This window comes from Alpinimonas psychrophila, assembly GCF_014137865.1.
GTDB classification, from domain to species: domain Bacteria; phylum Actinomycetota; class Actinomycetes; order Actinomycetales; family Microbacteriaceae; genus Alpinimonas; species Alpinimonas psychrophila.
Map to the genome: position 1 here is coordinate 71483 of NZ_JACGWU010000006.1, position 17199 is coordinate 88681.

The 17199-nt window shown below is 59.2% G+C and carries 14 protein-coding genes; 6 read left to right on the forward strand and 8 right to left on the reverse strand.

What is annotated here, in order from left to right; translation table 11 throughout:
- Positions 1-166 precede the first annotated feature (166 nt).
- The 5 genes from FB555_RS08725 (at position 167) to FB555_RS08745 (ending at position 6456) form a co-directional block, all read left to right on the forward strand.
- Positions 167-1000, forward strand: a complete 834-nt coding sequence (locus FB555_RS08725) for a fumarylacetoacetate hydrolase family protein (protein ID WP_182485097.1) — start codon at positions 167-169, stop codon at positions 998-1000.
- Between the two features lie 12 nt (positions 1001-1012).
- Positions 1013-1453 carry a cupin domain-containing protein gene (locus FB555_RS08730; RefSeq protein ID WP_182485098.1) on the forward strand — a complete coding sequence of 147 codons (441 nt, stop codon included), beginning with the start codon at positions 1013-1015 and terminating at the stop codon, positions 1451-1453.
- Positions 1450-2343, forward strand: coding sequence for an acyl-CoA thioesterase (locus tag FB555_RS08735; protein ID WP_343046442.1), 894 nt, complete (start codon positions 1450-1452; stop codon positions 2341-2343). Before FB555_RS08730 ends, FB555_RS08735 begins: the two co-directional genes overlap by 4 nt.
- 83 nt (positions 2344-2426) lie before the next feature.
- Entirely contained in the window at positions 2427-4055 is a 1629-nt protein-coding gene (locus FB555_RS08740) for an AMP-binding protein (protein ID WP_182485099.1), read from the forward strand.
- A gap of 13 nt (positions 4056-4068) precedes the next feature.
- Entirely contained in the window at positions 4069-6456 is a 2388-nt protein-coding gene (locus tag FB555_RS08745; RefSeq protein WP_182485100.1) for a bifunctional salicylyl-CoA 5-hydroxylase/oxidoreductase, read from the forward strand.
- Positions 6457-6585: 129 nt separating this feature from the next.
- Here the strand turns inward: FB555_RS08745 and FB555_RS08750 are convergent, their stop codons facing one another.
- The 7 genes from FB555_RS08750 to FB555_RS08780 form a co-directional block, all read right to left on the reverse strand.
- Positions 6586-7590, reverse strand: a complete 1005-nt coding sequence (locus tag FB555_RS08750; RefSeq protein WP_182485101.1) for a substrate-binding domain-containing protein — start codon at positions 7588-7590, stop codon at positions 6586-6588.
- Positions 7591-7620: 30 nt separating this feature from the next.
- Positions 7621-8652 (reverse strand): ABC transporter permease subunit, encoded by a 1032-nt coding sequence (locus FB555_RS08755; protein ID WP_220475930.1) that lies wholly within the window; start codon positions 8650-8652, stop codon positions 7621-7623.
- Positions 8649-10142 carry a sugar ABC transporter ATP-binding protein gene (locus FB555_RS08760; protein ID WP_182485102.1) on the reverse strand — a complete coding sequence of 498 codons (1494 nt, stop codon included), beginning with the start codon at positions 10140-10142 and terminating at the stop codon, positions 8649-8651. Before FB555_RS08760 ends, FB555_RS08755 begins: the two co-directional genes overlap by 4 nt.
- Before the next feature lie 9 nt (positions 10143-10151).
- Positions 10152-10556: a D-ribose pyranase gene (gene rbsD / locus FB555_RS08765; RefSeq protein WP_182485103.1), complete on the reverse strand. Its 405-nt coding sequence runs from the start codon at positions 10554-10556 to the stop codon at positions 10152-10154.
- Positions 10553-11569: a ribokinase gene (locus FB555_RS08770; RefSeq protein WP_182485104.1), complete on the reverse strand. Its 1017-nt coding sequence runs from the start codon at positions 11567-11569 to the stop codon at positions 10553-10555. The genes rbsD and FB555_RS08770 overlap by 4 nt, the downstream gene beginning before the upstream one ends.
- Complete coding sequence (locus tag FB555_RS08775; protein WP_182485105.1) at positions 11566-12618, reverse strand: LacI family DNA-binding transcriptional regulator; 1053 nt, start codon at positions 12616-12618, stop codon at positions 11566-11568. The genes FB555_RS08770 and FB555_RS08775 overlap by 4 nt, the downstream gene beginning before the upstream one ends.
- Before the next feature lie 325 nt (positions 12619-12943).
- Positions 12944-15130 carry a DEAD/DEAH box helicase gene (locus FB555_RS08780; RefSeq protein WP_182485106.1) on the reverse strand — a complete coding sequence of 729 codons (2187 nt, stop codon included), beginning with the start codon at positions 15128-15130 and terminating at the stop codon, positions 12944-12946.
- A gap of 357 nt (positions 15131-15487) precedes the next feature.
- Here FB555_RS08780 and FB555_RS08785 point away from each other — a divergent pair, with 357 nt between their 5' ends.
- Positions 15488-16078, forward strand: coding sequence for a DUF3800 domain-containing protein (locus tag FB555_RS08785; protein WP_182485107.1), 591 nt, complete (start codon positions 15488-15490; stop codon positions 16076-16078).
- 196 nt (positions 16079-16274) lie between these two features.
- On the opposite strand, the gene FB555_RS08790 is transcribed toward FB555_RS08785, so the two are convergent.
- Positions 16275-17198, reverse strand: a complete 924-nt coding sequence (locus FB555_RS08790; protein ID WP_182485108.1) for an AEC family transporter — start codon at positions 17196-17198, stop codon at positions 16275-16277.
- Position 17199 lies beyond the last annotated feature (1 nt).

The window sequence follows — 17199 nt, forward strand, 5'->3', positions numbered from 1 at the left end:
GCTCGTCACGTACGTTGAGGCACAACTTATTACTGTGACGAGGGTATTCCCTGGAAGCAATGCGTGTGGTAATTTCAGAAGCATATACCGAATTGATTACGTTCGTCATAAAAGGGCAACACTGTCGCTATCCACGTGAAATGAAACCGTCTGGAGTGCAATCGCTATGAGACTCGCAACAGTGAATATAGATGGCCTGCCCCACGCCGTGGTCGAGACGAGTCGCGGCTTCGTCGATCTCCCGTTCTCCAGTGTGAGGGATCTCCTTGAAGCCCCCTCATGGCGCACGATCGTGGAACGCCATCTCCTCGATGATGTCCTCGTGCCAGTAGATTCAGCAACGTATCTTCCTGTCGTGCTGGCCCCCCACAAAGTTATCTGCTGCGGCCACAACTACCGCGATCACATCATCGAGATGGGCCGAGAGCTTCCCAGCTTTCCCACACTTTTCACAAAATACGCCGACAGTCTCGCTGGGCCGTATGCAGAGCTTTCCTTCAACAGCGAATCGAAAGAAATCGATTGGGAGGCTGAGCTGGCTGTCATCGTAGGTGCTGAAGTGAAGAACTGCACGCCCGAGCAAGCGCTCTCCGCCATCGCCGGCTACACAATTTCAAATGACATTTCGATGCGCGACTGGCAACGGCGCACGCTGCAATGGTTCCAGGGCAAGGCCTTCGATGCCAGCACGCCTCTCGGACCAGTACTCGTCACCCCCGATGAATGTGATCCCAAAGCTGGCCTCGCAATTTCGTGCCAGGTGAACGGAGAAACTGTCCAGAGCGGAAACACGTCGACGCTCGTTTTCGATGCTGCAGCCCTTATCTCCTATATTTCACGCTTCACCGTGCTTCGCCCTGGCGATGTGATCCTTACCGGAACCCCTGGAGGTGTCGGTATGGCCCGCACTCCCCCGCGATTCCTGGCAGATGGTGATGTCCTCGTGACCACTATTGGGGGTATCGGCGAACTTCGTAACCATATATCAATCCCCAACTAAGAGAGGCTGACTATGTCAGATACAAAAGGCACCACCAAGGTAGTTCCCGTCATCACACGACGGGGCCATGAGTTCGAGGACACCGGTCAGTCTGGTGGGGCTCACCGCGTGTCTGGAGTGAGCATCCAGCACACCCCTGCCACCAAGATATGGTTCGGTAAAGTGAGCAACCTTCCCGGGTACCGCTCGCTCCCTCACCACCACGGTGAAGCGGAGACCGGCGGCTACGTCCTCAAGGGGCACGGCCGTATTTACTTCGGGGAAAACTATTCCGAGTTTGAAGACATGGTTGAAGGGGACTTCGTTTTCGTTCCGCCATTCATGCCCCACGTCGAAGTGAACATGAGCGTCACCGAAGATCTCGTGTGGTTAACAACGCGGACCCCCGACAACATCGTGATCAACCTCGAAGAGGTCGACGACTCGGTGCTCGTCGGATTCCGTCGACAGTGATCGTCGAAGAGTCTTCGCAGCCCACCTCGGAGAAGTTTCTCAGGGCAATTGAGCTCGAGCCGACGACGGCAGAGTATTTCGATCAGGCTTTCACCGCCGTAACCCAAAGCGTGCCCTGGCCCAAAGCCTACGGCGGTGACATGGTTGCCCAGGCCGCCGTTGCTGCCATGCGCAGTGTTGATTCCGATCGAGTATTGCACTCCATGCATAGCTACTTCATGAGACCGGGCGACATCCTCGAGCCTGTCCGTTATGAGGTGGAGCACCTTCGTGATGGCCGATCATTTTCGACGCGCCAGGTTCGTGCTTACCAAAACGGCAAGGCGATTTATGTCGCCCTTGCCTCGTTTCACGTGCCGGAGGGTGGTGCCGAGTATTCGGCTCCTTTGCCCGCATCCTGGCAAGAAGACCTGCCCGAGCCCGAGAGTCTTCCGTCATCGCGGGAGACTCTCGCCGGAGTTCCTGGCGCCGCGGCTGAGTATTGGTCAAACGGTCGAAGTTTCGATATGCGGCACGTCCCCTCGCCTATTTATGTCAATGTTGAAGGGAAGCTCAGCCCCCATCAGGCAATCTGGATCAAGGCTTTCGACATCTTGCCCGATGACGCAAATGTGCAACGGGCAGCACTCGCTTACGTCTGTGACTACACGATTCTTGAACCACTTTTGCGCCAACAAGGGATGGCGTGGGGAGACCCGGGGCTCGTCACCGCCAGCTTGGATCACTCACTGTGGTTGCACCGTGATGGTCGCGTCGATGAGTGGGTGCTCTACGTGCAGGAAGCAATTTCTTCTCAGCGTAGCCGGGGCCTTGCAACCGGGCGCTTTTACAGTCGTTCCGGCGAACTCCTCGCCAGCGTGGCACAAGAGGGCATGATTCGCCGATCATAAGTCAGTCAAATTAAGTTTATGACGCTTTTCTTACGTTCGTCATATTTAAGTCATATACTCGGTGCAACATAGAAAGGCTCACGATGACTCTCACTCCTTCGGCACACGTTGACACATTCGCTCGGGACAACCTCCCGGCAGAAAACCTGTGGCCCACGATCGAATTTGCCATTCCCGAGCTGCAGTATCCCGAGTTCCTCAACGCCGCGACAGTTCTCATGGATGACGCCGTTGAAAAATTTGGGGCGGATGCTCCCTGCCTCCTCACCCCGGGCGGTGTGAGCTGGACCTACGGAACCCTGCTGACAAAGTCCAACCAAGTCGCTCAAGTTCTGACCGAGGACCTCGGGCTGGTTGCAGGAAACCGAGTTCTCCTCCGTGGGCCCAATAATCCGTGGCTCGTCGCGTGCTGGCTTGGCGTTCTCAAAGCCGGTGGCGTCGTCGTCACCACAATGCACGCTCTTCGTGCCGCCGAGATCTCCGACGTCATCGCTCTCACCCAGCCATCGATTGCCATCAGCGACCACCGCTTCGTGGACGAACTTCTTCAGGCCAGCGTCGAGAACATCACGATTGTGAGCTACGGTTCAGACGATGCTGGGGATCTCGTCACCCGCAGCGAGGCAAAATCTGGTGTCTTTGAAAACGTCTTAACCGCGGCCGACGATGTAGCACTCCTCGGACCAACCTCTGGCACGACCGGCAAGCCAAAGATTACGATGCATTTTCATCGCGACATTCTGGCCAATGCCGACACGTTCGCGCTCTCCATCCTGAAGCCCGTTCCGGAAGACGTTTTCGCCGGTTCACCTCCGTTGGCGTTCACCTTCGGTCTGGGTGGTTTGGTTGTCTTCCCCCTGCGCTTCGGCGCATCAGTTTTGCTGACCGAACGCACGACACCGGTCGAACTGGCCGAGCTGTGCAGTGCCTTCAAAGTCACCGTGCTCTTCACTGCCCCAACCGCGTACCGGGCAATCTTGCGTGAGGGCAAAGGTAACCACCTCAAAGGGATTCGCCGTGCAGTCTCTGCGGGAGAGCACCTGCCGGCATCCGTCTGGCAAGAAGTCTTTGAACAGACGGGCCTGAAGCTCATCAACGGTATTGGCTCGACGGAGATGCTACATGTCTTCATTTCTGCAGCGGATGACGACATCCGCCCCGGCGCAACGGGCCGCGCCATTCCCGGTTTCCGCGCCACCGTGCTCGATGATGAGGGCAACGTTGCCGCCCCCAACCAACTCGGCCGGCTTGCGGTCATCGGGCCAACCGGGTGCAAGTATCTCAAGGACGATCGGCAGCTGAACTACGTGACGAATGGATGGAACGTCACCGGCGACACCTTTCGTCAAGACGAAGACGGCTACTTCTGGTACGAAGCCCGGTCCGACAGCATGATTGTCTCCTCGGGATACAACATCGGCGCCCCCGAAGTCGAAGCCGCGTTAGGTCAACATGCCGACGTCGTCGAAAGTGCCGTCATCGGCAAGCCCGATGACGAAAGAGGGAACATCGTCAGCGCATTTGTTGTCTTGCGCGAAGGGGTCGTCGGGGATGCTGCCAAACGCAAGGAACTCCAGGACTTTGTCAAGCAGACTATTGCCCCCTACAAATATCCGCGTGACGTGAATTTTGTCACGCAACTCCCCCGCAACCACAGTGGCAAAATTCAACACTTTCACCTCAGAAACCAATCGAATGTCAACGAAGCTTAAGAAAGGTCGCGCCATGCGCATTGCAATTGTTGGAGGCGGCCCCGGTGGCCTGTATTTCTCTGCCCTCATGAAGCAGCTGGGCTCCGAGCACGAGATCGTCGTGTGGGAGCGAAACGCTGCCAATGACACATTCGGCTTCGGCGTCGTTTTCAGTGACGAAACCTTGGGCGGTATCGCGAACGCTGATGCCGAAATCGCGGCGGCGATGGCGAGTCAATTTGCTCGCTGGACCGATATCGACATTCATTTCAATGGCGAGATGCACACCGTCGGCGGCCAAGGCTTTGCCGCGATGAGCCGCAAAGATCTTCTCCAGTTGCTCCAGAAGCGTGCGGTCGAGTTGGGTGTGGATGTTCGATTCTCAACGATGCCCCCACCCATCGAAGAACTCAGCCGCGACTACGACCTCGTCTTGGCTGCCGACGGATTGAACTCAGGAATTCGTGCACAGTTTGCGGACTCCTTCAAGCCCTCGCTCGATATGCGTCCCTCCAAGTTCATGTGGCTCGGCACTGACCTCGTCTTCGAAGCCTTTAAGTTCTTCGTCAAGGAGACCGAGTTCGGCACCATGCAGATTCACGGCTACCCCTACTCCGATCAGGGCAGCACGTTCATCGTCGAAATGCACCCCGATGTCTGGGAGCGTGCCGGATTCGACGACAGCGTTGGTAAGGTCTTCCCTCCCGGCGTGAGTGACGAGGATTCCATCGCGAAGATCCGCGAAATTTTTGCCGACGAACTGCAGGGACACGAAGTTCTCACTAACAACTCGAAGTGGCTTAACTTCACGACGGTGAAGAACGAGTGCTGGCGCCATGACAACATCGTTCTTCTCGGCGATGCTGCCCACACGGCACACTTCTCCATCGGGTCGGGCACCAAGCTCGCCATGGAAGACGCGCTCTCGCTCGCAGCCTGCCTGCACGAGAATGCCGATCTCGACTCGGCCATTGAAGCGTACGAAATCGAGCGTCGCCCCGTTGTGCAGTCGATCCAGCGCGCGGCTCAGGCAAGCCTGGAATGGTTCGAGAACATCGGTCAGTACAAAGATCAGGGTGCCGTTCAGTTCTGTTTCAACCTTTTGACGCGCAGCCGCCGCATTACTTTTGAGAACCTCAAGGTGCGCGACCCCGACTTCGCCGCCAAGGTCGATGCCGACTTCGCCCAACGTCAAGGCGCCTTTGCCGCGACGCCCGCGATGTTCCAACCCCATACTCTGGGCCAGCTCGAACTGAAGAACCGCGTCATCGTTTCGTCTATGGATATGTACTCGGCTCCCGAAGGAATGCCCGGCAACTTCCACCTTGTTCACCTCGGCGCCCTCGCTATGGGCGGTGCCGGTTTGGTTATGACCGAAATGGTCTGCGTCTCAGCCAAAGGCCGCATCACTCCCGGATGCTCGGGGATCTACACCGACGAACAAAGTGGTAGCTGGCGCGAAGTAGTTGACTTCGTCCACACCCAGTCCACGGCAAAGATCGGGATTCAGATCGGCCACTCGGGCCGTAAGGGTTCGACCAAACTGATGTGGGATGGCATTGACGAGCCTCTCACCACAGGCGCCTGGCAAACTGTTGCCCCCTCGGCACTGGCATATGGCCCGAACAACGTGGTTCCTCGCGAAATCACGCGCGGTGAAATGGATGCCGTTCGGGACGACTTCGTTGCTGCCGCTCGTCGCGCAAACGAGGCTGGTTTCGACCTCCTCGAGTTGCACTGCGCCCACGGTTACCTCTTGTCGTCATTCCTTTCTCCCTTGGCGAACATTCGCACGGATGAATTCGGTGGCAGCATCGAAAACCGGCTGCGCTTCCCTCTCGAGGTCTTCGATGCCATCCGTGAGGTCTGGCCAGCAGAGAAGCCCCTGACGGTTCGAATTTCCGCGACTGATTGGGCCGAGGGTGGAAACACCGAAGACGACGCGCTCGTTATCGCCGAGGCTTTCGCCCAGCACGGTGCTGCCGCCATCGATGTCTCCACGGGACAAGTAACCAAGGCGGAACGCCCAGAATACGGTCGAAGCTACCAGACGCCGTTTGCCGATCGCATCCGCAACGAGGTCGCCGCCAAGCATGGTGTGAGTGTCATCGCCGTCGGAGCCATTTCCTCGTGGGATGACGTCAACTCAATTTTGCTGGCAGGTCGTGCCGACATGTGCGCTCTCGGCCGCTCGCACCTTTACGATCCTCGTTGGACTCTGCATGCCGCTGCTGAGCAGGAGTATGTCGGTACCGGTGCCACGTGGCCTCTCCAATTCCGGGCAGGTCGCCGCAAGCCGCCCACCTCGCGTACCGAGGCGGTTCGCCCTCGCCTCGAACTTGTGCGCAAAGACGTAACCGCTGTGGACCTCACCGCTCACGTGCGGTGGCAGCCCGTCGCACTGGCAGCATCCAAGCTCTGAGCGAAAGAACGCCTGCCGCAGCGGCGATCCCCGGCCCAGGCTAACTCTGAAGCGCCGCGGCCCCTCGAGAGGGATCGCGGCGCTCCTTTTTATTCCATTAGGCCCGTTGAGTAGTGCTTGGTTAGAGCGTTAGTTCAGCGCGGCACAGGTATCGGTGTCGCCCTCGCCAACCAGATAAGCGCAGAACTCCGTGATGCTAGCGGTCGTGACCAGGCGACCCTGAAGCACGGTGTTGGCCTCAACAGCCTGCTTCTGCGCAACCTTGAACGAGATGGAGACAACCTGCTTGCCCAAAACAAAGGGCGATTCGGCGTTGGTGGAGTACATGGTGCCGGCCTTGACGGCGGCGAGCGCATCCCCAATGCCATCATTGCCGACGACCTTCACGGTGCCAGCCAGACCACGAGCTTCGAGGGCTGCTACAACGCCCAGAGCCATCTCGTCGTTTGCGGCGTAGACACCCTGAATGTCGGGGTTGCCCTGCAGGATGTTGGTCATCACGTCAAGGGCGGTGCCGCGATCGAAGTCAGCGGACTGAACGGCCACAACCTCAATGTCGGGAAAAGCGGCGATGCCCTGGTTGAATCCTTTGCTGCGGTCTTGCGCAACACTGGTTCCCAAGATGCCCTGGATTTCGACGACCTTGCCCTTGCCACCAATTGCTTCGGCGAGTGACTTTGCTCCGTTTTCTCCGGCGGTGATGGCGTCATAGCCGATGAAGCTGGCGAGCGTTCCCGAGGAGGGCGCGCGGTCGAAGGCCACAACCGGGATACCCGCCGTGTTGGCCTGCGCCGTGATGGTGGCGCCCGAGTCGCTGCCCACGGGATCGATGATGAGCACGCTGGGCGTCTTCGTCAGAGCCGTTGCCGAAAGGTCCAACGAGGTCTGGTCGGAGTTGTTAGCGTTTTGCACATCCAGGGTAATGCCCAGCTCAGCAGCCTGGGCTTCGGCACCAGCCGCGACCGACACGAAGAACGGGTTGTTCAGCGTGCTGATCACGAGGGTGGCGCTCACGGGCGCGGCGCCTTCGCCGGTTGCCGCATCACTGGATGCACGATTGCAGCCAGCGAGGGATACTGTCATGGCCGCCGCGGTGACGACCAGAACGGACTTCGTTGCCCAATTCATTTTCATGTGGATCTCCATTGCTTTGTTGTGATGCGATTAGTGGCGTGATGCCAGTTCGGGTTCTTGGGGGGTGGCGGGGGTACTCGGAGTAGCAGGTCGCTTGGGCCGCAGCGAGCCCAGCATTTTCCAGAGTCCGCGCATGAGGTCGGAGTTGCGGTCGAGGAACACTGCAAACAAGATGACGAATCCCTTGACGACTCCCTGTAGGAACGGTGAGACGTTCAGCAGGTTCAGCCCGTTGTCGATGACGCCCAGCAGAATGGCGCCGATAAAGGTTCCGATCAAGGCACCACGGCCACCGGCAAGACTGGTTCCACCGATGATGACAGCGGCAATGGCAGCCAGCTCGAGGCCAGTTCCGGCCGTGGGCTGGGCCGTACCGAGGCGGGCCGTGAGAATGAATCCGGCGATGGAGGCCAGGATTCCGCTGATCATGAACGCCAGAATCTTGACCCGATACACCTTGATTCCCGACAGGCGCGAGGCCTCGGCGTTGTCGCCGGTGGCATACACGTAGCGGCCGAAACGGGTGCGGGCGAGCAGCACGCCGAAGATGACAACGACGGCAAGCACAATCCATACCGGCATCGGAACATCCAGTGGTCGTGATTGCCCAATCGCCAAAAATCCTTCATTTGCCACGCGGATGGGGTTACCTTGCGTGATGAAAAGCGTGAGCCCAGCCAAAACGGATGTCGAACCCAGCGTCGCGATGAACGAGGGCATGCGCAAGAAAGTAACGAGCACACCGTTGATCAGGCCAGCAAGTGCTCCGACCCCAAGGCCAACCGCGAGGCCGATCAGCAGCGGCTGCGTCTGCAGGGTGATGGCAGTGACGGCGCCCGAGATGCCAAGAACGGCACCGACCGAGAGGTCGATCTCGCCAATGATGATGACGAAGGTCTGCCCCGCGGCGAGCAGCGCCGTGACGGATGTCGCCAGCAGCACGTTCAGCAGGTTTGGCCCGGTGAGAAATAGCGGTGTCGCAATGAACAAGATGAGCGACACAATGAGCAGCATCCACACGGCTCGCAGCTCACGGGCAGTTTTTAGAAGCGTCGATTTCACGCTGCACTCTCCAATGCGTATTCCAGTACTCGGTTTTGGGTCAGGTCATCACCGGTCAGCTCGGCAACAACGTGGCCATGACGCATGACGGCGACACGATCGCTCATGGCCACCAGCTCTGGCAGGTCACTCGAGACGAGAATGATGGCCACCCCAAGCGCTGCCTGTTGGTTGATGATGCGATAAATCTCGGCCTTCGCCCCGATGTCGACACCACGGGTGGGTTCCTCCATCAAAAGGATGCGGGGGGCCGTCATCACCCAGCGGCCAAAGAGCACCTTCTGTTGGTTTCCGCCGGAGAGGGTTCCCACGGCAACCTCGGGCGAGGCGGCCTTCACGTTGAGGGCATCCATGATCGACCGCGTCTTGGTGCGTTCTTGGTGCAACTTGATGACGCCCGTGGGGCTCATCTCATCGAGTGAGGCGAGCGAAATGTTGTGGGCGACGGATTGCTGCAACAGCAGCCCTTCCGCCTGACGATCGGGTGTGATGTAGGCGATACCGACGTTCATCGCTGCTTGGGGCGAACCAATGGATACGGCTTTTCCCTTGACACTGATGCTGCCGGCGGTGACAGGTAAGAGCCCGAACAGGGAACGCAAGACACTGCCTTTGCCGCATCCCATGACGCCGCCGATGCCCAAGACTTCGCCCGCCTTGACCGAGAGAGTGACCCCGTGAAAATGCGTGCCGGAGGACAGCGACGTCATTTCGAGAACGACCTCTTCGGTGCCGTGCGATTCCTTGGGATAGAAGTCATCGAGCTCTTTTCCAACCATGGCCGTGACAACTTCGCGCTCCGTGAGCGTTGCGGCCGGCCCTTCGAGGGCGACCGTCCCGTTGCGCAGAACGATGATGCGGTCGGAGATTCGAAAGACCTCTTCGAGGCGGTGAGAGATGTAGATGATCGCGATACCGGATGCCCGCATGGCCTCAATCTGAGCGAAAAGACGTTCAGATTCCTGCTCATCGAGGGCTGCCGTAGGTTCATCCAGAATCAAAAGCTTTGTGTCGTGTGCCATGGATTTCGCGATCTCCAGCATCTGAAGTTCGCCAATGGACAGGGTCTCCGCCAGAGCGTGCGGGTCGACGTGCAAACCGATGCGGGCCATGAGCTCGGTGGCCTTCTTTGCCATGCGCTTCTTGCCCACAAACAGACGACCAAAGGTTCCGTGCTCGTCAAGAGTAAACATATTCTCGCTCACACTGAGGTGCGGAAAAATATTCTGCAGGAACTCCTGATAGATAACCCGGATGCCGTGCGCCATCGCATCCTGCGGCTGCTTCAGCGTCACGGGCACGCCATCGATCAAGATCTGGCCCGAATCGGGGCGATAGGCTCCCGAAATCACGCGCGTCAGAGTGGACTTGCCGGCACCGTTCTCGCCCACGAGAGCTAAGACCTCACCACCGTGCACTTCGAGAGTCACGCCCATCAGCACGGCCGTTTCACCGAAACTTTTATGAATATCGTTCAAGGTGATTTTCATCGCAGGCCTTTAGTACGCCACGCCGGCGATGAGGATGACGTTCGCATAGGAGGTGAACTCACCGCTGCGAACAGCGGCCCGTGACCCCACGGTGCGCTTCTTGAATTCCTCGTGCGGAATCAACTGCAGCATGACGCCGCGGGAAATCAAGCGGTCTTCCAAGGCCGCGAGCAGGTCGGGGCTGGCCTGTGCAATTTCTTCCGAGGCAATGGCGCCTTCAACAGCAAGTTCGGCCAGCACGGTGTCGAGCACGTCGAGAAAACCTGGGGTGCCGGCACGCAACGCGAGGTCGACGCGTTCGACGCCAGCGGGGATCGGCAGGCCAGCATCCGTCACGACAATCTTCTCGGTATGCCCCATCTCGGAGATCACGCGGGACAGCTGGGCATTCAGTGTGGCGCCGTTATTTCTCATGCGATGGCCTCGGTCTTGATGGATGGGGTCGTGTTCGTTTGGGTCGTTGTCTGAAGAAGATCGTCGACCTCGGCGCGAAAGGGCAAACTCGGGGAGGCTCCGCGCCGGGTAACGGCCAGTGCTCCGGCCGCCATCGCGCTGCGCAGGGCAACATCGAGGGAGTCGCCACGGGCAAGACCGGCACCGAGATAACCGGCGAAGGCGTCTCCGGCCGCGGTGGTGTCGATGGCCGTCACGGTCAGCGCGGCGAAGACTGAGCTGCCGTCGGCGGTGACCAGAACTGCGCCAGCAGAGGCGAGGGTGATCAGTGCGGCACGCGTGCCACGGTCGAGGAACCATTGGCCGGCCCGGGTGGCGCTGGCAGCATCCGTCACCGCAGTACCCGTGATCGTCGCGGCCTCGGTTTCGTTTGGCGTGACGATGTCAACGCTCGCCCACACCTCGTCGGAAAGCGGAATAACGGGCGCTGGAGCAGGGTCGAGAACGGTGATCAGACCAGCGGAGCGGGCAAGCCTAATAGCGTGAAGGACCACGGGAGCCGGAACCTCCAGCTGAGTCAAAAGCACAGCCGCGGTGGGGCCGATGTCGCCCAGTGCCGCTGTTACCTGCTCGATACTCAGCGAGGAGTTTGCCTTGGGCACAATCACAATGTCATTTTCACCGGTGTCATCAACGCGGATGTGGGCGACCCCCGTTGCCCCCTCGACGATGCGCAGGTGCTCGGTCACAACTCCATCGGCGCTCAGGCCGTCGAGGACCAAAGCTTGAAAAGCATCCGTTCCAACACACCCGACAAGCTCCACGCCGGCCCCGGCACGGGACGCCGCAACCGCTTGGTTGGCGCCTTTACCTCCCAACACCAGAGTGACATCGTCACCGAAAATGGTCTCCCCGCGGCGGGGAAGACGAGGAGAAAAGGTGGTGACGTCGGCGGTGATGCTGCCGACGACAATGACACCCGTTCGCTTGGCTGACGCCAGTGCCGCTGCCTGTTCGTTGATGCTCGAAGTCATAAGGCTGTCGTTTCTTTTGGGGTTGTGGCACTCGAGATTGGGGTGCCAGAAGTTGTGGCAAGGGGAGCCGCGGTTGACTTACGTACAATGAGTTGCACAGGAAGAGTCATCACTTCTCCGGAGCGCGTACGGGTGCCTTGGATGCGGCCGAAAAGGAGTGTGGCGGCGCGGGAGCCTTGATCGTTGTCCCCGCGAGCGATGACGGTGAGGGGCGGTTGAAGCAGTTCTGCGAAGCTGAGGTCGTCGAACCCGACGATCGACATCTGGGCTGGAACTGCCACATCCAGCTCGCGAAGGGCCTTGAGCGCGCCAATGGTCATCAGGTTATTGGCCACCACAACGGCCGTGGGACGGTTGGGAAGATTCCAGAGTTGACGCATCGCAGCATCGCCGCTCTCCTCCCGAAAATCCCCTTCGATCACGAACTCGGGGTGGTGATCGAGATTGCGTGCAGCGGAGGCGATGACGTAACCGGTGTGGCGGGCGCGGCCCGGAGTCGAGGTGAAAGGGCCGCTAATGAACGCGATCTGCGTGTGGCCGAGGGCGACAAGATGGTCAACGGCCAGAGTAATCCCGCCGATGTTGTCGACCAGAACACTGTCGTAGTTGGTGCTCGTCACTGAACGGTCAACAAGAACCACGGGCACGCTGGTCTTCGACAACGAAAGAATTGATTGATCTTCTTCGATGATGGGAGCGACGATGAGGCCGTCAACCCGCTTGATGAGGGCCTGAACGAGCGCCTCTTCTTGGGTCGGACTCTCGTCACTGTTTCCGAGAATGACGTCATAACCCTTGACGCGAGCCTGGTCTTCGATGCCGCGAACAAGTCCGGCGAAGAAGGGGTTCGTGATGTCAGGAACAACCACTCCGATGGCATTGTGACGACCGGTTTTCAGCGACCGAGCGATGGTGCTGGGGGTGTAGTCAAGGGCTTTAATCGCCGCCCGGATTGCGTCTGCTGTTCGCACCTTCTGTCCAGCAAGGAAGCGGGAAACGCTCGCCGTAGACACCCCGGCCGCGTCGGCTACGTCTTGTATATTCGCCATTGAATCCCTAACTGTAATCGATTACAGTAATCGATAACAGTTATGTAATCACGGTATCCCCTGTTCTGTCAACACTCGGTCCCCAATCCCCGCCGCGTTGCCCAGACATTGCCCAGCCATTGCCCGTAACTCCACGTCTGGCACCTCGCGGTATCCCCACTCGAGCCACTAACGTTTGCGCCCGTTTAACGACAATCGCCGCGACCCCCATTTCTGGAAGCCGCGGCGATTGCGTTGAACGCTGTGTTGCAGTTTGATGTGTTGCAGTTTGATGTGTTGCAGGTTGCTGAGTTACAAAGTGCTGTGATGCGAAAAGCTGGACTAACTAGACCGACGCGAGGATCTGGTCGACATCGCGGCCAGGCTGCGTCGGCAACATGTCTGCGCTGATCTCGGCGCGACCGAGGAGCTCATCCATGCGACGCTGACGTGCCTTCGGAATGATCGTGACGACCGTTCCGCGCTTTCCCGCACGACCCGTGCGGCCCGAGCGGTGCATGTACGTTTTGTACTCATCGGGGGCATCGGCCTGAATAACGAGGTCAATGTCATCTACGTGGATGCCGCGTGCCGCAACATCCGTGGCCACCAAAACGTTAACGCGACCGCTGGTGAGCAACTGCAAGTTGCGCGTGCGGCGGGCCTGGTTCAAGTCTCCGTGGAGGCTGGTGGCGGGGATTCCGACGTCTTCCAACGCATCCGCAAGCTGCTCGGCATAGGCGCGGGTACGTGCGAACACGAGTGTCTTACCGGGGCGGCGAACGAGTTGCTCGATGACAGCGGTCTTGTCGCGGTGCTCAACGACCAATACCTTGTGCTCGATTGTGGAGGAAGCCTGGTCTTCACCGGCAACCTCATGAACGGCGGGGTTGTTCATGAACTCCTTGACCAATCCGGCAACACCCTTATCGAGCGTGGCGGAGAAGAGAAGACGCTGACCCTTGGGGGCCGTCTGACGCAGGATGCGCTGAACGGGCTCGAGGAATCCGAGGTCGCACATGTGGTCGGCCTCATCCAGAACCGTGATCGTTACCTTGGAAAGGTCAATCGCGCGCTGCTGGATTAGGTCCTCGAGGCGACCAGGGGTAGCAATGACAACGTCAACGCCACGACGCAGGCCCATGACCTGCTTGTGCTGGGGAACGCCACCGAAGATGGTGATTGTGTTCAGGCCAACCGAGCGGGCGATGGGCTGAATGGTGCGGTCAATCTGCATCGCGAGCTCACGCGTGGGAGCCAATATCAGGGCGCGCGGGGCACGAGCTGGCTTGCGGTCCTTGCCACCATCGTTCTCCATGAGACGCTCGACGACGGGAGCACCGAAGGCGATGGTCTTGCCGGAACCTGTCTTGCCGCGACCCAAAACATCCTTGCCAGCAAGAACATCGGGGATCGTTGCTGCCTGGATGGGGAACGGCGAGGCCGCACCCATTGCTGCGAGCTGGCGGGTGATGTTGTCACCAATACCGAGGTCACCGAAGCTGACGCCTACGACATCGGATGCCATCGTTGCTTGAGCTTCGAGACGCTCGAGAACGACGTCATCTTCTGGAGTGAAGCGTGTCTTCTCGTCACGGTTGGGGTAGAAGTCCGACGACGTGCGAGGTGGGCGATCGCTGCCGCCATTGCGGTCGAAGCGGGGACGTTCGGGGCGGTCGCCGCCACCGAATGAAGGCCGGTCGTTGCGGTCGTTACCAAAGGAGCGCGCGGGGCGATCTCCGAAGGAGGGACGCTCGGTGCGGTTCGGGCGATCGCCATAGGCTGCGGGACGGTCACCATACGCGGGACGCGAAGGAGTCTCACCGTAGGAGGGACGCTCGCCGCGAGGTGCGCGGTCCGTGGATGCTCCGCGATCGTTACGGTCACCATAAGAAGGTCGGTCTCCGCGAGGAGCGCGATCGCTCGTTGCGGGACGGTCACCATAAGAAGGTCGCGCCGGGCGGTCACCGTAGGAAGGACGGTCGCCACGGCCAGCCGAAGCACCACGATCGTTACGATCACCAAATGGCGGGCGTGCGGGGCGATCGTTTCGGTCCCCGTAGGAGGGGCGGTCGCCACGAGGGGCGCGGTCGCCGAAAGCGGGGCGTTCGTTGCGGTCACCATAAGAGGGACGTGCGGGACGGTCGCCGTACGAGGGGCGATCTCCGCGGCCAGCGGATGCTCCGCGATCATTGCGATCACCATACGAAGGACGCTCGCCGCGGCCAGCCGAAGCACCGCGGTCGTTACGGTCACCATAAGAAGGTCGTGCGGGGCGATCCCCGTACGAGGGGCGCTCGCTGCGGCCGGCGGATGCTCCGCGGTCATTACGGTCACCGTAGGAAGGACGCTCACTACGGGCATCGCGCTCGCCAGCATTCCAACGGTCCTTGCGAGGAGCGTCTTCCTGGGGGCGGTAACCGCGGTGGCCTTCGATGCGGCTACCCGAGGTGGGGCCGGACTTTTTGGCACCGAAACGAGGTTCAAAGTTCTTTGCCGGACGGCCGCCGGCGGGCTTCTTGAAATTAGGCATGGAGGAATTCTGGGTTAATGTTGTTGCATGGGCAGCGCACAAACGCGCCGCAAGAACCCGAGCAGTCTTTGGCCGGGACCGATTCACACAGTGATGTTCACCAACAAGATTGTCGGGGAAACCGGCCCACCTGACTTACAAACCCATCCGCGCACAAACGCGCGGTATCAAGAGCCGACGTTCAAGCATAACGGATGCCCGCCCAAAAACCTACAACGTGTTGTTTATGGTTTGCACGACCCTTGAAACCGGGAGCTGTGGACGGCGCAATAACCACATTCCCCATGCTTCGTAGAGTGGCGAGCACGCGCATCCGCTTGGATTCGTCATTGACCATCGTGCGAAAGTGGGCGTCACGTGTACCTCTGTTACGCGGACGACTCCGGCGACAATACGTCTCGTTCCATCACCGCGGTGCTCGTGGAAGACAAGAACTGGTCCAGCCTGATGGAGAAGTGGTTGGAGGGTCGGGCCTATCTCACGAAAACCTGGGGCGTGCGCAAGCATGCCGAGCTGCATGCTCTGGAGCTTGGTACGCAACGAGGCAGCTTCTGCGAAACGGAGGCCCAGGAGCGACTATTCATTCACGATGCTAGGCGTCGAGCGTACGAGATCATGGCCTCTTCACTCGCCCGTGTTGATGGTCTCGTGACGTTCACCGTCGCCTCTCGAGAAAAACGACTTCCCATGGTCTATACCCTGTTCATTGAGAAACTCGAACAATGGGCTGCTTCGCGCCAGACCAACGTCATGGTTTTACTAGACGGGCCTGACGGCAACACCTTTGTCGGCGGGGAGAATAACGCTGAAACCCGCCAGCAGAAATGGGTCGCCGCGCAGAAGCACGCGCAACCCCATCGACGGATCCACCGCGATTTGGATATTGCTACGCGTCGGGTTATCGAGGACGTCATAATGCAAGACAGCAAACAAAGTCAGATAATTTAAGCAGCGGACCTTGTTACCTACGCTGCATTCCATGACGCCAAACGCCGGCACCCAGATTGATGGAATGGAAATGGGCCCAACCGGACGTGGCGCTCGCCGCCCATCAGAGGCTGAGAAGTACGTGGCCAGCAGATAGTGATCATGGCGTCTACTGGATCCCGTAGGAACGCAAAACCCCGGAGTTGACCGAGGTCGGCTAGGCAGCCATGATCGCGGCGATGAAGAACATCAGCGGCAGACTCACGATTGTGGTCGTGAAGACCACGTCTCGCACCGCAAAGATCTCCGCTTTGTAGACCGATGCATAGGTGTACATATTTTGAGCGGTGGGCAGGCTGGTCAAGATGACGGCGGCAAAAAGCTGGTGCGGGGGAAGGTGAAACACTGCTGCCCCAACAACCAAAGCGATCGCTGGCATGACGAGGGCTTTGAGGACGGTGCCTGTGATCGACACCGGTCGATCCCCCTCCGCATGGAACACCTTCTGCCCGCGGAGCGAAATGCCGTACGCGAAAAGCAGGAGCGGCACGGCGGCGGCACCCATCGTGGTGAGCGGCTGAATCACGACTTCAGGAAGCACAACGTGATTGAGCGATACGAGAAAGCCTAAGACCGAGGCGATGATGAGCGGATTGAGCAGTGTGCCGAGAATTATCTTCTTGACGGATGTCACTTTGCCCTTGGACGCCTCGAGGATGCCCAAAAGGATCGGCAAGAAAAGGATGATTTGCATCATGAGGACCGGCGCGTAGTAGGACAAGTCGCCAATGACGAATAGTGAGATGGGCAACCCGATGTTGTTCGAGTTCAGGTAGATGCTGGCGGCCACTCCAACGGTCGTATCGGACAGGTTGCGTCGGAAGAAAATGCGTGACAGAAGAATGAATATCAACGCCGTCGCAAGTGAAGAAATCAGGATCACAACAATGACCGGGGAAAAAAGATTGTCCACAGATGTTTTCGCGAGGACTGAGAAAAGAAGTGCCGGGCTAAAGATATAGAACGCAATGCGATTGAGGGTCGGGCCTTGCGCCACGGCAACCAAGCCGAATCGGGCCGAGAAGTATCCGGCCCCAATCAGCACACCAATGACGGCAAATGCTACGAGTACGCCGTTCACG

Excerpts from the sequence above, each read along its gene's own strand:
- FB555_RS08775 (WP_182485105.1), bottom strand. The coding sequence starts at position 12,618 with ATGGCGAATATACAAGACGTAGCCGACGCGGCCGGGGTGTCTACGGCG.
- FB555_RS08760 (WP_182485102.1), bottom strand. The coding sequence starts at position 10,142 with ATGAAAATCACCTTGAACGATATTCATAAAAGTTTCGGTGAAACGGCC.
- FB555_RS08750 (WP_182485101.1), bottom strand. The coding sequence starts at position 7,590 with ATGAAAATGAATTGGGCAACGAAGTCCGTTCTGGTCGTCACCGCGGCG.
- FB555_RS08770 (WP_182485104.1), bottom strand. The coding sequence starts at position 11,569 with ATGACTTCGAGCATCAACGAACAGGCAGCGGCACTGGCGTCAGCCAAG.
- FB555_RS08730 (WP_182485098.1), top strand. The coding sequence starts at position 1,013 with ATGTCAGATACAAAAGGCACCACCAAGGTAGTTCCCGTCATCACACGA.
- rbsD (WP_182485103.1), bottom strand. The coding sequence starts at position 10,556 with ATGAGAAATAACGGCGCCACACTGAATGCCCAGCTGTCCCGCGTGATC.
- FB555_RS08745 (WP_182485100.1), top strand. The coding sequence starts at position 4,069 with ATGCGCATTGCAATTGTTGGAGGCGGCCCCGGTGGCCTGTATTTCTCT.
- FB555_RS08780 (WP_182485106.1), bottom strand. The coding sequence starts at position 15,130 with ATGCCTAATTTCAAGAAGCCCGCCGGCGGCCGTCCGGCAAAGAACTTT.
- FB555_RS08725 (WP_182485097.1), top strand. The coding sequence starts at position 167 with ATGAGACTCGCAACAGTGAATATAGATGGCCTGCCCCACGCCGTGGTC.
- FB555_RS08740 (WP_182485099.1), top strand. The coding sequence starts at position 2,427 with ATGACTCTCACTCCTTCGGCACACGTTGACACATTCGCTCGGGACAAC.